The organism is Rhodococcus sp. 05-2256-B1, assembly GCF_002258465.1.
GTDB classification, from domain to species: Bacteria; Actinomycetota; Actinomycetes; order Mycobacteriales; family Mycobacteriaceae; genus Rhodococcoides; species Rhodococcoides fascians.
Genome location: NZ_NOZA01000030.1, coordinates 12,014 through 26,769 on the forward strand (window position 1 = coordinate 12,014; position 14,756 = coordinate 26,769).

Sequence of the window (14,756 nt, forward strand, 5' to 3'; positions counted from 1 at the left end):
AGACTCAACTTGTCTATGGTTGTACCCAGCGACACGCTCGAACCCCACACTGGAAAGAAGGTGACCGGTGGACAGTTTCACTCCCACCACGAAGTCGCAGGCAGCACTTTCCGCTGCCCTGCAGGCCGCATCCGCGGCTGGTAACCCGGATATTCGTCCGGCACATTTGTTGGTGGCGTTGCTCGATCAGACCGACGGCATCGCCACACCATTGCTGAAGGCCGTCGGCGTCGACCCCGCAACGGTGCGTCGAGAAGCGCAGAACCTCGTCGACCGCCTGCCCTCGGCATCCGGTTCGACCACCACTCCGCAACTCGGCCGTGAAACTCTCGCCGCGATCACCGCAGCGCAGCACCTGGCCACCGAACTGGACGACGAGTTCGTCTCCACCGAACACCTCATGGTGGGTCTCGCGACCGGAAACGACGACGTCGCCAAGCTCCTCTCCGGCCATGGTGCCGGAGCCAACGAGCTGCGCGACGCGTTCCAGGCGGTCCGCGGCAGTGCCCGCGTCACCAGCGCGGATCCGGAGAACACCTACCAGGCGCTGGAGAAGTACAGCACCGACCTGACGGCGCTCGCCCGAGAAGGCAAGCTCGATCCCGTCATCGGCCGCGACACCGAAATCAGGCGTGTCGTCCAGGTGCTGTCCCGGCGAACCAAGAACAACCCCGTTCTGATCGGTGAACCCGGTGTCGGCAAGACCGCCATCGTCGAAGGACTCGCACAACGCGTCATCGCCGGCGACGTACCCGAAAGCCTGCGAGGCAAGACCGTCGTATCCCTCGATCTCGGTTCGATGGTCGCCGGCGCGAAGTTCCGCGGTGAGTTCGAGGAACGGCTCAAGGCCGTGCTCGACGACATCAAGAACTCCGCCGGTCAGGTCATCACGTTCATCGACGAGTTGCACACCATCGTGGGCGCAGGAGCCACCGGCGACTCGGCGATGGACGCGGGCAACATGATCAAGCCGATGCTTGCTCGCGGCGAGCTCCGACTCGTCGGCGCGACCACCCTCGAGGAGTACCGCAAGTACATCGAGAAGGACGCCGCCCTCGAACGCCGCTTCCAGCAGGTCTACGTCGGGGAGCCGTCGGTCGAAGACACCGTCGGCATCCTGCGCGGACTCAAGGAACGCTACGAGGTGCACCACGGCGTCCGCATCACGGACTCCGCCCTGGTGGCCGCCGCGACCCTCAGCGACCGGTACATCACGGCCCGGTTCCTGCCGGACAAGGCCATCGACCTCGTCGACGAGGCCGCGTCACGTCTGCGCATGGAGATCGACTCGCGCCCCGTCGAGATCGACGAGGTGGAACGAGCCGTCCGCCGCCTCGAGATCGAGGAGATGGCCCTGGCCAAGGAGACCGACGACGCGTCGAAGGCCCGGCTGGACAAACTGCGTCAGGAACTCGCCGACCTGCGGGAGAAGCTGGCCGAGCTCAGCACGCGGTGGCAGAACGAGAAGAACGCCATCGACTCGGTGCGGGCGCTCAAGGAAGAACTCGAGAACCTGCGCGGAGAATCCGATCGTGCCGAACGCGACGGTGATCTCGGCAAGGCCGCCGAACTGAGGTACGGCCGGATCCCGACCCTGGAGAAGGAACTCGCGGCCAAGACCGAGGACTCACCTGCCCAGGGCGACGTGATGCTCAAGGAGGAGGTAGGCCCGGACGACGTCGCCGACGTGGTGGCGGCGTGGACCGGAATTCCGGCCGGCCGAATGCTGGAAGGCGAGACCGCCAAGCTGCTGCGGATGGAAGACGAACTCGGCAAGCGAGTCGTCGGACAGAAAGATGCAGTGCAAGCGGTGTCCGACGCCGTCCGACGGGCCCGCGCCGGGGTGGCCGACCCGAACCGTCCGACGGGCTCGTTCCTGTTCCTCGGACCCACCGGCGTCGGTAAGACCGAGCTCGCGAAAGCGTTGGCGGAGTTCCTCTTCGACGACGAACGCGCGATGGTGCGCATCGACATGAGTGAGTACAGCGAGAAGCACGCCGTCGCGAGGCTCGTCGGTGCCCCTCCGGGCTACGTCGGCTACGAGGCCGGCGGGCAGCTGACTGAGGCCGTACGCAGGCGTCCGTACACGGTGGTGCTCTTCGACGAGGTGGAGAAGGCACACCCGGATGTGTTCGACATCCTGCTAGCCGTGCTCGACGAGGGCAGGCTCACCGACGGCCAGGGCCGCACGGTCGACTTCCGCAACACGATCCTGATCCTCACCTCGAACCTCGGTGCCGGCGGCACCAAGGACGAAGTGATGGACGCGGTGCGGCGCTCGTTCAAGCCCGAGTTCGTCAACCGGCTCGACGACGTCGTCGTGTTCGACGCGCTGTCGGAGGACCAGCTCGAGTCGATCGTCGACATCCAGCTCGGCTTCCTCGCGAACCGTCTGGCAGCTCGTCGACTGACTCTCGACGTGTCGTCGCCGGCCAAGATGTGGCTGGCCGTACGCGGTTACGACCCGCTGTACGGTGCTCGACCGCTTCGCCGACTGATTCAGCAGGCAATCGGTGACCAGCTGGCGAAGCTCCTCCTCGCCGGTGACGTGCACGACGGCGACGTGGTGCCCGTCAACGTCAGCCCCGACGGCGAACGGCTCATCCTGGGCTAACGCCCGAGCCGGCAACCAGCCAGAGCAGGCCCGCACGAGACCTCGTGCGGGCCTGCTGTCGGTTGCCACTGTTGACGTTCTCGGCGTGGGTACCCTCGTGGAATGACAAATCCGGACGACCCGCGAGCACCTAGAGATCGCGATCAGGACGCGGCGCAGCAGCCGGAGTCATCCAAGCCGACCCAGGACTACGGGCACCCAGGTGCCCAGCAGTACCCGGACGCCCAGCAGTATCCGGATGCCCAGCAGTATCCGGATGCCCAGCAGTATCCGGGCGCCCAGCAGTATCCGGGCGCTCAGCCGACGGAGGCGTATCCGACCCAGGCCTACGGCAACCCCGACCCGCAGGCGTACCCACCGGGCTACCAGCCGACGCAGGCGTTCCCGCCCTTCGACCCGGCGCAGCAGGCGGCCGCGAACCAGGCCTACGGACAGGCCCCGGGATACGACACCCAGCAGTTCGGTCACACCCAGCAGTTCGGACAACCACAGCAGTTCGGGGGCACCCAGCAGTTCGAGGGTGCGCCGCCGCCGCAGGAGCCGAACAGCGTCGATTCCGGCAGTAAGGGGCCCCGTCCGTGGGTTCTGGCGCTGATCGGGCTCGTTGTGCTCGTCATCGTCGTCTCGTTCGGGATTGCGTTTCTGAGCGGAGGGCGCGACGAACCGGGCACCACCGCCGCGGCACCGTCCACCTCCATCCGGCCCTCGCCGTCCAGCGCGCCCACGACCACGCCGCGGCCCACGGAATCGGGTGCGACAACCACACCCGAGCTCATCCCGGGCGGCATTCCCGAGATCCTCGGCCAGCTCGGCTCGTCGGTGGGAACGATCAACGCCAACGACGGTTCGACTCTGACGCTCGACGGCCTCGACGGCGCTCCGGTCACAGTGCAGACCACACCGCAGACCCAGATAATCTCGTTGTCCGGTCGCGATCTCGCGTCGTTGGCCGTCGGTGCTTTCGTCGTGGTGCAGGGCGAGGCCGTCGAGAACGGAATCATCCGTGCGAACGTCATCATCGAGACTCCCAAACTCGGAGGGTGACGGCGGGAGTGGAGCCTGCGGAATGACCCTGAGGTGAGGCGGGAGTGGAGCCTGCGGAATGACCCGCAGCTCTCCGTGCGGCTCCTATGACCGTTCACAGGAGTCGGCGGCCGTGGACGGGCCCGAGGTGGAAGTCGATTAAGGTGGTTCGCGATGACGGCAATGTGGTTCGGCCTGGCGGTAATTACACTCGTGGGCGCAGCAGCGCTGCTCTACATCGACCGATCCAAGCGAGATCGATCCGGTCGGGTACGGCAGATGTGGGCCAAGGCCCAGGGGTACGAGTACCGACCCCACGACCGAGAGCTGGTCACCCAGTTCTCGCGCGCCGCGCTGTCCAAGCCCGAGTTCGATGTGGCTCTCGGCGTCGTCACCGGAGTTCGGCGTGGTGAGGAGTTCGTACTCTTCGACGTCGAGGAGACGGGCACCATCGTGGCCGTCCAGCGTTCCGTCGGCTCCGATGTCGATATCGACCTGAGGCCCCGCGCGACGCCACCTCCGCGCGACGAGGACATGCAACTTCTCGGGTCCATCGGACCGCGAGTGGTGTTCGCCACCGACGTCGACATCGCTCGTCGTGTCTGTGACCAGCGGATGGCTGCGTTCACCGAGTCGATTCCCGAGAATCTGCAACTGTTGTGGAGTGAACAGGACTGGACTCTCGGATCGATGCCCCTGACCAGCTCGGGGCGCGATTGGGATGCCGCGATCGATGCGGTGGCGCGACTGTCGGGGATGCTGCACGTTCTGCCGCCGGTCCGCGGTAGCGCGGTGTACGGCTCGCGTCCGGGCGGCGGCGAGTCCGTTCGTGATCGAAGCGATCCGGGTCGACCGTTGGTGCAGGAACCGCGCGTCGGGCCGCCCCGCAACCAGCAGTCCGGGAACGTCCCGCCGCGCGGTGTGGAGCCGCGCAGTGTCGAGCCTCGCGGTGTGGAGACGAGAAGTCCTGCTGCCGATTCTCGTCCGCAGGAGGCGACTCGACGGCCGAGTCCACCGAGGCCGGATCAGAGCGGACCGCAGGCCACGCGATCCGTGAATCCGGTGCGACCGGTGCCGCGTCCGCCCGTGTCCCGTCCGATTCCGTTCGATGCGGATCGGCGACGCAACCAACCCTGATCATTCTCGGGCGTGCCTACCGGCCTCGGCGGCTGGGCACCGTTAAATTCGTACCTCGTGACGGTTTTCTCGGGCGTTGTGGTCCTCGTGCTGGTACTCGTCGTTCTCGGTTACGTCCTGAGTGTGGTGCGCCGCCTCGCGCGGTACCGCGGTCTGGCCGAGCAGAGCGCACGGCTCGTCGACATCGAGCTCGAGCGTCGATACGAGCAACTGCAACCGTTTCTGACTGCGGCCGAGTCGGCGGACCTGTCGAGCGACCTGCTGCGTCAGCTCGCCGGAGCGCGTTCGTGGTCCAAGGCAGTCCGTGATCGCGGACTGGGCCTGCAGGCGCAGGCTGCAGCCGAGAACGCTCTGTCCGCCGCCTTCCATGCGGTTCTCGACGACGCCGAAGCGCGCCGCAGTGTCGTCGGCAACTGGGCGTTCCAGGGGCCGGCCGGCGACCTGACGGTCACCGAGAAGCGGATTGCCGGCGCGGTGCGGGTGTACAACGACACGGCGTATCAGCTGTCCGAGGCCGTCGGATCGTTCCCCTCGTCGCTGGTCGCGAAGGCTCGATCGGTGACCGCGCCCGAACCGTTCGTCGAAACCAAGGAGTCCCTGAACGAGCACCGCGCCGCCGAGGTCGCCGCGTAGGGGAGCGCTGCGCCCAGTACCCGGGTGCGGGTGGTCGAGAATCTCGGTGGGTAAGTTCGTACCGACCCGACCGCCTCATGGCACGACGAGAGGAACCCGAACATGGCTGACAGCGCTGCGAATTCGGACAGGCAGGAACTGGCCGATCTGGTGAAAGAGCTCGCCGTCGTGCACGGGAAGGTGACGTTGTCCTCGGGCAAGGAAGCCGACTACTACGTGGATCTGCGTCGGGCGACCCTCCATCATCGCGCAGGTGCATTGATCGGTTCGCTGATGCGCGAACTCGTCGCCGACTGGGATTTCGCGTCGGTCGGCGGTTTGACCATGGGCGCAGACCCGGTGGCGATGTCCATCATGCATGCCGAGGGTCGTCCGATCGACGCGTTCGTGGTGCGCAAGGCGGCGAAGGCGCATGGCATGCAGCGTCAGATCGAGGGACCGGACATCGTCGGCAAACGTGTTCTGGTGGTGGAAGATACGACGACGACCGGCAATTCGCCCCTGACCGCAGTTCGAGCCCTGCGCGACGCGGGCGCGACGGTGGTCGGGGTCGCCACTGTCGTGGATCGGGCGACGGGTGCGGACGAGGTCATCGCCGCCGAAGGGCTGGAATACCGATCACTGCTGGGCTTGGCAGACCTCGGTCTGTAGCCACTGTCGCGGCCGGACCGGGGGCCCGGCCGCGACAGTGATTGTCTACAAGCCTGTTTCAGCGAATCAACTGCGCGACGACGACGAAGTTGTCGTCGGTAGGCTCGCCGCCTTGGACGTCGCAGTTGGCCAGGATCAATCGACCGGGTACCGATTTGCGCAGTTCGTTGTCTGCCAACAGTGATCCCTTCGGCAGGGGTCCTACGGTTTCGACTGCGTATTCCAAGGTGCCGCTCGAGGTACGCAGCACAACGGTGTCGCCAGGGGTTACCACCCGCAATGCCTTGAACGGGGCGTCCCGCTTCGAATAGTTGTGTCCGGCAACAACTACCGTCTGCTCGGTCGAGGTGCCCGGCATGCCACTCTCGGCCCACCAGGCCGGTAGTTCGTCCACCGGGTTCAGCACCTGCCCGCTTTCCCCGCCGCGATAGAGGGGGTCCGGATGAATGGGACTGCTCAGATAGGTCGACCCGTCCGCCGAGCGCAGCTCGATGTACTCCGGTCGAGAGGGGGCGACATCGCCCGTCGGTGCAGCCCCCGAGATCTGTGACTGCACCGGCGAACGATCGGGTGCGGCGATCCCGACTTCGTCACTCGCACAACCTGATACGAGAAGAACGAACGTCAGGATCGCCGTCCACAGCCAGCGGGTGTTACGAGGTGGCATCGGTGGAGCTGCGGCGACGCAGGTAGAACGCGCCACCGGCAGCTGCGACGACGACCACGCCGACACCGGCCAGGATCACCGGGGTGTTCGACGAGCTGTCCGAAGCGCCCGACGCCTCGTTCGAGGAATCGCCGAGTGCCAGATCGACCGGCGGGAGCTCTCCGGCCACGCTGACGACGCCGTTGTCGTCGGTGGTGAAGTAGTCCGCGACGGTGAAGGATCCGTCCTCGTTCTTGACGCCGACGAGCGAGACTCCGGTCTTGTCGACGACGACGGTGTTCTCGTCGACCTCGGTGACGGGTACGTCTTCCTTCACGGTGTTGCCGAGGTTGATGGTCCACTCGAACTTCGGTCCGCTGGCTGCCAATTCGGCTGCCTCGGCCTTGAGATCGGCCTCGGCCTTCGCCTTGGCGTCGGCTTCGGTCTTGGCGGCCGTTGCGGCGTCCTGAGCCGTCTTCAGCGTGGCTGCTGCCTCCGTGGCCTTGGTCTTGGCGGTCGCGGCTGCGTCGGTCTTGGCCTGCAGGTCGGCGTTCGCCGTCTCGACGGCCGTATTCGCCGTCACCAGTGCCGCTGCGGCTGCGTCGGCCTTGGCCTGCAACTCGGCGACATCGGCGTCCGACGGCGCGGAATCGAGTGCAGCCTGGGCAGCGGTTGCCGCCTCGGCCTTGGCGTCGGCATCGGCCTTTGCTGCGTCGGCTGCAGTGCGGGCGTCGGCTGCGGCTTTCTCGGATGCAGTGTCTTCACCTGCAGCGGCCTCGGCTGCGGCTTCGAGGTTCTTCGCGTTCTGCTCGGCCACTGCGGCCACTGCTGCAGCGGTCTGAGCCTCGATGTTCAGTGCCAGCGACTTCGCGGCAGTGGCAGCGGCAGCGCGAACTGCAGCGGTCACCTTGGCGAGATTGAAGTTCTTGAACGAATCCTGAACAGCGGTAACGGAATCCGCGAGCGCCTTGTTCGATGCGTCGGCTTCGACCTTGGCGGTGGCGGCGAGTTCGGCCTTCGCGTCGGCATCTACGCGAGCAGCCTCGGCTGCGGCGGTGGCCTCGGGGTCGCCCGAGACGGCTGCGGCTTCGAGCTCCTTTGCCTTCGCCTCTGCCTCGGCTGCGACTGTTGCAGCGCTGTCGGCGGCGGCCTTGGTTTCGTCGGCCTTGGTCTTCAGTTCGGCAGCGGTGTTCTTCGCTGCGGTGACCGCTGCGCTCGCTGCTGCGCTCTCGACCTTGGCGTTCGAGGCGGCCGTGACGGCGGCCTTGGCCTTGACGTCTGCCTCGGCAGCAGCAACCTCTGCCTTGGTGGCGTCGGTGCTCGCGGTGGCCTCGGCTGCCTTGGCCGTCTCGAGTCGTACCTGGGCGGCAGCCGATGCGGCTGCGGCTTCCTTGCTGGCGGCCTCGGCGTCGGCGATCGCCTTCTTCTCGGCGTCGGACAACTGCGGAATGACGTCGAGATTGACTGTGGCCGTGCCGTCTTCGTTGAACACGACGCCGCCGGTGATCTGCGGCAGTGGACGAACGGCGGAGGGGGCTTCGGGTGTCGGGACTGCGGCTGCGGCGGCCGCGGCTGCGTCCTCGGACGTGACGGCCGGGACAGGTGCGTCGATCTGTCCTTCTGCTGTTGCGGTGCCCGATCCTTCTACTGCGGCACCCTGTTCGCCTGTGGGAGCGGCGGGTTCGACGCCCTCGGATTCTTCGCCCGCCGGTGCTTGAACCTCGGAGCTTTCCGGCGTGCTGGGCTCCTGAGCACTGGCGATTCCCGGTGCGGCGATGGACAGTGACAGTGCCATGGCGGCCCCGGCTGCGGCGAGGCGCGCCTTCTTGGACCTGGCGATCGACTTCTGCGACATGGAGATTGTGGCCCTTCGGTCAGTGGCAGCAGTGAGCTGCGCGCACCCGTCCTCCCACGCGGAACGAGTGTTGTTGGTGAGTCACACGAACAACCGTGATGACGTGACCGTAAACCAACCGGACGGTACATCGAACCGAAAAGTCCTTTACTGAGGTATTGGTTACCAAAGTGTTACTGATGAGACGGATGTGACGAATGAGGCCATTGATACACGTCGACGGCCGAGAGCGATGCTCTCGGCCGTCGGATTCAGCGGTTGATCGAAAGGCTCAGTCGCCTACTGTCACCGCGCGGGCCTCATCGATGCTGTGCGGTGCCGGCTCGTGTTCGTCCACGTGAGCGAGGACTTTCCGGCCGCTCGCAAGGACGACGATGGCCAGGGCCGTGCAGGCCGCGCCGACCCAGAACGGGACGTGCATGTTGGATTCACCGAGCTTGCCGGCCAGGTAGGGAGCGGCGGCACCGCCGGTGAAGCGGACGAAGCTGTAGGCCGCCGACGCGGTCGAGCGCTCCACCGGCGCCGAGATCATGACGGTCTCGGTGATCAGAGTGTTGTTGACGCCCAGGAAGAGGCCGGCCACGACGGTTCCGACGATCAGGACGGTCTTGTTCTCGGTGAACATCGCCATGACGCCGAGGTCGACGGCGAAGAGCAGGAGCGAGAGCATCATCATGTTGAGCGTTCCGTAGGCCCGCTGCAGTCTCGGTGCGATGAACACCGATGCCACGGCCAGGCAGAGGCCCCAACCGAAGAAGATGAAACCGATCGAGTAGGTGCCCATGTCCAGGGGGAACGGGGTGTACGCCAGCAGGGTGAAGAATCCGTAGTTGTAGAGCAGTGCGGTGATGCCGACGGTCAGCAGTCCGCGGTGTCGCAGTGCCCGGAACGGATCGAGGATCGACGTGGTGTGCGCGGGCTTGGGGGTGTCCGGGAGCATGACGATCAGCAGGATGAATGCGATGGCCATCAGTGCCGCGACGCCGAAGAACGGTCCGCGCCAGCTGAATCCGCCGAGTAGGCCGCCGACCAGCGGGCCGGTTGCGATTCCGATGCCCAGTGCGGCCTCGTAGAGGATGATCGCGCGGGCGACGCCGCCGGATGCTGCGCCGACGATGGTCGAGAGTGCCGTGGCGATGAACAGGGCATTGCCCAGTCCCCAGCCGGCGCGGAATCCGATGATCTCGCCGACGGAACCGGACATGCCGGCGAGGGCGGCGAAGACCACGATGACGGCCAGGCCGGCCAGTAGCGTGCGTTTGGGTCCGAATCGGCTGGACACGACGCCGGTGATGAGCATCGCGACGCCGGTGACGAGCATGTAGCTGGTGAACAGCAGCGACACCTGAGACGGCGAGGCGTGCAGTTGTTCGCCGATCGGCTTGAGGATCGGGTCGACGAGACCGATGCCCATGAAGGCGATGACGCTGGCGAACGCGACGGCCCACACTGCGCGCGGTTGCTTCAGCAGGCTGTCGGGGGAGGTGCTGGTGGTCACGAAAGAGTTCCTCTCTTTTCGCGATCGACGGGTTCGAGGATGCTGCGAAGCTCGCTCAGGCCGTCGGTCAATTTCTGGATTTGTTCCGGGTCTCGGTCGGACAGGTACGGGACGAGTCCGTCGACGATGTGACGGCGACTCGCGGCGAGCCACCGACGGCCGGCCTCGGTCATCTCGACGAGCACGGCTCGTGAGTCGTCCGGGTCGGACGTCTTGGTCACCAGACCGTTCTTGCCCAGCTTCGCGAGCAGTGCCGTGGCCGAGGGCTGAGAGCATCGGTCCAACTCGGCGAATGTGCTGATGCGCAGGGGCTGGTACTCCTCGAGCAGCGACAGTGCGCGCATCCACGCTCTGGGCCATTCGTCGCTGCCGAACCGGGCGGCCAATCGAACGAAGCGTGACGAACTGGTGACCAGCTCCGAGACCAGATCTTTGAGGTCGTCGTGGGAATGGCTCACGGGTTTATTGTTACATACACTAACTATCTATCGCAACGCGAGGCTCACCTGCCGTTGAAATCGGGTGAGGTGAGCTCGGGGGAAGAGAACGGTCAGTGTCGACTCAGTAGATCGGCGATCTCGCGATCCCACTCGGCGTTTCGGCGCCCGTCGTAACGGAAGCGCATGACGTAGTAGAAGCCGATCAGCGCAGTGGCCGCCAGGATCCAACTTCCGACAGCACTGAAGATCGCGGCAGCGACGACATCCGACGAGGTCAGTGGCCGCAGGCTCAGCTCGCCGGCGTCGTTCACCCAGATCTGAGCGGTCGTACCTACCGGCGACCCGGTGTCGACGCTGACGCGGCCGGTGTGCTCGACGCCTCGGTAGACCCACTGCGAGGGAACGGCCGTCACGGCGGCACCGTTGGTGGAGTCGAAGCTGGTCGCGGCAGTCGGTGCCACGGTTGCGACATCGGTCGTGGTGGCCGTCACCTGGTGGATCGACGTGCGCTGCTCGTCGAGTCGTTGCTGCTGCTCGGAGTAGGCACCGGTGCCGATCCACAGTGAGAACGGCACCATGACGATCAACAGGGTGCCGACCCAGCGCTTGATCTGTGCCTGGCGGAGGTCGCAGTCGCGGAGAAGCGGATTGGGGTAGCCGGCGACCTCGTCACCTGCGATGCGAGTGTGCCCGGTGAGTTTGCGGCGCATGATGGTCCCCAGTGCTTTCGAAAATGATCCGACCGACCTGTCCACGATGCCCACGCTCACTGCGAGTATCAAGCGATAGGGGTCAGGGTCACATGTGACGGTCGTTATGACGGATTCGCCCCGGAAAGGTCGGAAGTGAACATCGATCGGGTGGGATGTGCCCGCGTTGCCGCGTCGGTAGCAGGTGCGGTGACAGTGCTCGGGGCGTGGACGGGCTCGGCACGGCTGCAGAAGATTGCCAAGCCGCTGATCGTTCCTGCATTGGCCACCGCCCTCGATCCAGCACACGACCGGGTGCTGGCGACGGGTCTGGTCGCAGCCACCATCGGCGACGTGCTGTTGATCGACCCGGACGACGACTCGGCGCTCGAACTCGGTGCCACTGCATTCGGAGTCATGCAGAGTTGCTACACGTTTCTGCTGTGGCGTCGTGGTGCGCGACCGGTTCTGCTGGACGCCGTTCCGCGATACGCGGGCTGGCTGGCCGCGTCGATCCTGCTGGCTCGACGCCAACCGGCGGTCGCCCCGACCCTGTCGGCCTACGGCGGCGTGCTCGCGACGACGTCGACGTTGTCTGCACGGTCGGTCTCGCGTGGGGGTGACCGCCGGCTCGTCGTTGGCGGCATCCTGTTCACGGTGTCCGACGCGTTGATCGTCCACCGACGACTGTTCCTCACCGACGAACGGCACCGCCGCACGGCGGAGGCGGTGATCCTGTCCACGTACGTGGCCGCTCAGATGTTGCTCGTCGACGCCCTGGCCACTACTCGTCGACGCCGTGACGGGGAAGCAGCAGAACCCGCTCTCGATGGGCCGGGTCCACTCGAACGGCGATGACCGTGCCCGGCTCGAAGTGTGCGGTGTCGGCTCGGGGAATGCCGTAGACGATCTTGCCGAAGTAGCTGCTCGAGCCCGGCACGGTGAACTCCAGGTCCAGCTCGGCGGTGTCGTCGTCGATGCGCCGGATCGCGTCCACCGTCGCCCACCCCTCGACGCCGTGTTCGATCAGATCCTTCTGCTCGCGCGTGGGGCGTCCGGCGATCATCATGGCCAGGCCGAGGGCTGCGCCGAATCCGGCCACCAGGGCTGCCAACTGGTACGGCAATGTGCCGGGCGGGGTCTTGTCCACGAGCCAGCCGATCCAGACTGCCAGCACTATCGAATAGCCGATCGCCACGACGACGACGGCTCGCACGATCCTCGAGTCGTTCACTTCGGTACTCCTGTGCCGTCGGGAGACGGCGTTCGATCGATCGGAGATTGGGGGTTACTCGTAAGTAGGGTTACATGTACGGTGATCGATGTGACTCGACCAACTGTCTTCATCTCAGGTGCCGCGGCCGGCATCGGCCGTGCAACGGCACTCAAGTTCGCTGCCAACGGTTACCTTGTCGGTGCGTACGACATCGACGAGACCGGTTTGGCGTCACTCGGCAAGGAAGCTGCTTCGCTCAGCGGTCGGGTGTTCACCGGTACTTTGGATGTAACCAACTCCGACCAGTGGGAAACCCGGTTGAAGGAGTTCGTTGCCGAGGGTGACGGTCGACTCGACATCTTGATCAACAATGCCGGGATCCTCGCTGCAGGGGCCTTCGAAGACATGCCGCTCTCGGTGCATCGCCGCCAGATCGACATCAACGTCAACGGCGTCGTCTACGGCACCCACGCTGCATTCCCCTACCTCAGGGACACCCCGGGCGCGCAGGTCGTCAACCTGTGCTCGGCCTCGGCCATCTACGGTCAGCCCGAGTTGGTGACGTACGGCGCATCCAAGTTCGCGGTGCGCGGCATCACCGAGGCGTTGGATCTCGAATGGAGCAAGTACGACATCGCGGTCAAGGCCATGTGGCCGCTGTTCGTCCAGACGGCGATGACCGAGAAGATCTCGACGGGCACCACGAGCTCGTTGGGCATCAAGCTCACCGTCAAAGATGTGTCCGACGCGATCTTCGACGCCACCCGTCCGGTGAAGCGCCGGTTGCACAAGGTGCACTTCCCGGTCGGGCTGCCCTCCAAGGCGCTCTCGCTCGGTTCACGGTTCTCGCCTGCGTGGCTCACCCGTGAAGTCAACCGCCGTCTGAGCCACACCTAGAACGCCGCACCGGACGATGCCGGCGCTGCGCCGGTATCGTCTGTCTTTCGAGCAGTAGGTGTCGAAAGGTGGGTCGGGTTTTCTTCATGCTGAGCACGGTGCGGTCGAGCAGGACAAGACAATTCGGGACAGTGCGATTCGGAACGGTGCGGGCGTGGGTGGTCGCTGTCGGGGTCGGGTCGGCGCTCGTACTCACCGGCTGCAGTAGCGAGTCGGCTGCGCAAGCGCCGCCTACGTCGTCGACCACCACCCCCGTGCCGACCACCACGACGACCGCACCGACCACGACTCCGCCGCCGGTGACGACCACGTCGGAAGCGCCGCCGCCCCCGCCGGTCGAACCACCCCCAACGGTCGCGGAGCCGCAGACGACGTATGCCGCGATCGGCGGGGCCTATTACTTCACTTCGCCCGACGGGCTGTTTCAATGCGGCATCGTGCCGCTGTCGAGTCGCACCGAGGCCGGCTGTCAAGGCACGACCACCCCGGTTCCGCCGCGGCCCGACGACTGCATGATCAACTGGGGCAACGGTATTCGCGTGACCAACGACGGTCCCGCGGCATTCATGTGTTCCGGGGGAGTGGTGTACACCTCGGGTGGCGAGTCGATGGATCCGCCGCTGGCTGTCGGTGCGACCATCGCCGAGGGTGGCTACACCTGTACCTCGGCCGAGAACGGAATCTCGTGCGCGAACGACGCCACCGGTCACGGATTCCGGATCGCGCCCGACAGTAACGAAATCTATTGAGCGAGAACGAGATCGACGGCCAACCGGCCGAAGCCGGTCCCACCGAATGGGGTGAGAACCCGAACGGCGTCGGCCCGTGGTCGGACACCCACGACGAGCCGCCGCCCGCCGACCCGCGACTGGACCCCGAACTACTCGCCGCCGGTGATCGACGCAATGTCGTCGACGCATATCGATACTGGCGACGCGAGGCCATAGTCGCCGACATCGACACTCGCCGTCATTCACTGCACGTCGCCATCGAGAACTTCGCGAACGACGCGAACATCGGCACCGTGGTGCGCACGGCCAACGCCTTCGCTGCACAGGCGGTGCACATCGTCGGGAGGCGTCGATGGAACCGTCGCGGCGCGATGGTCACCGACCGGTACCAACACATTCACCACCACGATTCGGTGGAGGTGCTGATGGCGTTCGCCGAGGACCAGGGACTCGTCGTCGTCGCCGTCGACAACACCCCGGGCTCGGTGCCGATCGAAACGGCAGAATTGCCGCGCAACTGCCTGCTGCTGTTCGGCCAGGAGGGTCCCGGCGTCTCCGAGAGTGCGCGGGAGTCCGCGTCCATGACGGTCTCGATCGCGCAGTTCGGGTCGACACGCAGCATCAATGCCGGTGTTGCGGCCGGGATTGCGATGCACTCGTGGATTCGTCGCCACGCCGATCTCGATACCGCATGGTGAGGAAAGGGCCTTACCAGGACGGGATGTA

General features: G+C 65.8%; 15 protein-coding genes. 9 read left to right on the forward strand and 6 right to left on the reverse strand.

What is annotated here, in order from left to right:
- The first annotated feature begins 67 nt into the window (after positions 1 to 67).
- The 5 genes from clpB to pyrE all read left to right on the forward strand — a co-directional run bounded on the left by clpB (position 68) and on the right by pyrE (position 6,058).
- A complete protein-coding gene (gene clpB / locus CH285_RS17105; RefSeq protein WP_032364931.1) occupies positions 68 to 2,614 on the forward strand; it encodes an ATP-dependent chaperone ClpB in 2,547 nt (848 codons plus the stop codon).
- A 102-nt stretch (positions 2,615 to 2,716) separates the two neighbouring features.
- Positions 2,717 to 3,658, forward strand: a complete 942-nt coding sequence (locus tag CH285_RS17110; RefSeq protein WP_094643850.1) for a DUF5666 domain-containing protein — start codon at positions 2,717 to 2,719, stop codon at positions 3,656 to 3,658.
- Between the two features lie 162 nt (positions 3,659 to 3,820).
- Complete coding sequence (locus CH285_RS17115; RefSeq protein WP_373454744.1) at positions 3,821 to 4,774, forward strand: hypothetical protein; 954 nt, start codon at positions 3,821 to 3,823, stop codon at positions 4,772 to 4,774.
- A 57-nt stretch (positions 4,775 to 4,831) separates the two neighbouring features.
- Complete coding sequence (locus tag CH285_RS17120) at positions 4,832 to 5,407, forward strand: LemA family protein (RefSeq protein WP_094643852.1); 576 nt, start codon at positions 4,832 to 4,834, stop codon at positions 5,405 to 5,407.
- Positions 5,408 to 5,509: 102 nt separating this feature from the next.
- Positions 5,510 to 6,058 carry an orotate phosphoribosyltransferase gene (gene pyrE / locus CH285_RS17125; RefSeq protein ID WP_032388970.1) on the forward strand — a complete coding sequence of 183 codons (549 nt, stop codon included), beginning with the start codon at positions 5,510 to 5,512 and terminating at the stop codon, positions 6,056 to 6,058.
- 58 nt (positions 6,059 to 6,116) lie between these two features.
- On the opposite strand, the gene CH285_RS17130 is transcribed toward pyrE, so the two are convergent.
- The 5 genes from CH285_RS17130 to CH285_RS17150 form a co-directional block, all read right to left on the reverse strand.
- Positions 6,117 to 6,725 carry a class F sortase gene (locus CH285_RS17130; protein WP_057472911.1) on the reverse strand — a complete coding sequence of 203 codons (609 nt, stop codon included), beginning with the start codon at positions 6,723 to 6,725 and terminating at the stop codon, positions 6,117 to 6,119.
- Complete coding sequence (locus tag CH285_RS17135) at positions 6,712 to 8,559, reverse strand: hypothetical protein (protein WP_094643853.1); 1,848 nt, start codon at positions 8,557 to 8,559, stop codon at positions 6,712 to 6,714. The genes CH285_RS17130 and CH285_RS17135 overlap by 14 nt, the downstream gene beginning before the upstream one ends.
- Before the next feature lie 271 nt (positions 8,560 to 8,830).
- Complete coding sequence (locus CH285_RS17140; RefSeq protein WP_094643854.1) at positions 8,831 to 10,057, reverse strand: MFS transporter; 1,227 nt, start codon at positions 10,055 to 10,057, stop codon at positions 8,831 to 8,833.
- Complete coding sequence (locus CH285_RS17145; protein ID WP_094643855.1) at positions 10,054 to 10,515, reverse strand: MarR family winged helix-turn-helix transcriptional regulator; 462 nt, start codon at positions 10,513 to 10,515, stop codon at positions 10,054 to 10,056. Before CH285_RS17145 ends, CH285_RS17140 begins: the two co-directional genes overlap by 4 nt.
- 92 nt (positions 10,516 to 10,607) lie before the next feature.
- Positions 10,608 to 11,207, reverse strand: a complete 600-nt coding sequence (locus CH285_RS17150; protein WP_094643856.1) for an Rv1733c family protein — start codon at positions 11,205 to 11,207, stop codon at positions 10,608 to 10,610.
- A 141-nt stretch (positions 11,208 to 11,348) separates the two neighbouring features.
- Here CH285_RS17150 and CH285_RS17155 point away from each other — a divergent pair, with 141 nt between their 5' ends.
- The gene (locus CH285_RS17155) at positions 11,349 to 12,044 is read left to right on the forward strand and encodes a lysoplasmalogenase (RefSeq protein WP_051365285.1); all 696 of its coding nucleotides are present in this window, start codon (positions 11,349 to 11,351) and stop codon (positions 12,042 to 12,044) included.
- On the opposite strand, the gene CH285_RS17160 is transcribed toward CH285_RS17155, so the two are convergent.
- Positions 11,971 to 12,420: a hypothetical protein gene (locus CH285_RS17160; protein WP_027494309.1), complete on the reverse strand. Its 450-nt coding sequence runs from the start codon at positions 12,418 to 12,420 to the stop codon at positions 11,971 to 11,973. The two genes, CH285_RS17155 and CH285_RS17160, sit on opposite strands and share 74 nt — an antisense overlap.
- Positions 12,421 to 12,510: 90 nt before the next feature.
- Here CH285_RS17160 and CH285_RS17165 point away from each other — a divergent pair, with 90 nt between their 5' ends.
- From CH285_RS17165 to CH285_RS17175, 3 genes are all read left to right on the forward strand, one after another.
- Positions 12,511 to 13,299: an SDR family oxidoreductase gene (locus CH285_RS17165; RefSeq protein WP_027494308.1), complete on the forward strand. Its 789-nt coding sequence runs from the start codon at positions 12,511 to 12,513 to the stop codon at positions 13,297 to 13,299.
- Positions 13,300 to 13,430: 131 nt separating this feature from the next.
- Complete coding sequence (locus CH285_RS17170; protein ID WP_255032282.1) at positions 13,431 to 14,048, forward strand: DUF6636 domain-containing protein; 618 nt, start codon at positions 13,431 to 13,433, stop codon at positions 14,046 to 14,048.
- Positions 14,045 to 14,728, forward strand: coding sequence for a TrmH family RNA methyltransferase (locus CH285_RS17175; RefSeq protein ID WP_094643857.1), 684 nt, complete (start codon positions 14,045 to 14,047; stop codon positions 14,726 to 14,728). The genes CH285_RS17170 and CH285_RS17175 overlap by 4 nt, the downstream gene beginning before the upstream one ends.
- Positions 14,729 to 14,756: the final 28 nt, after the last annotated feature.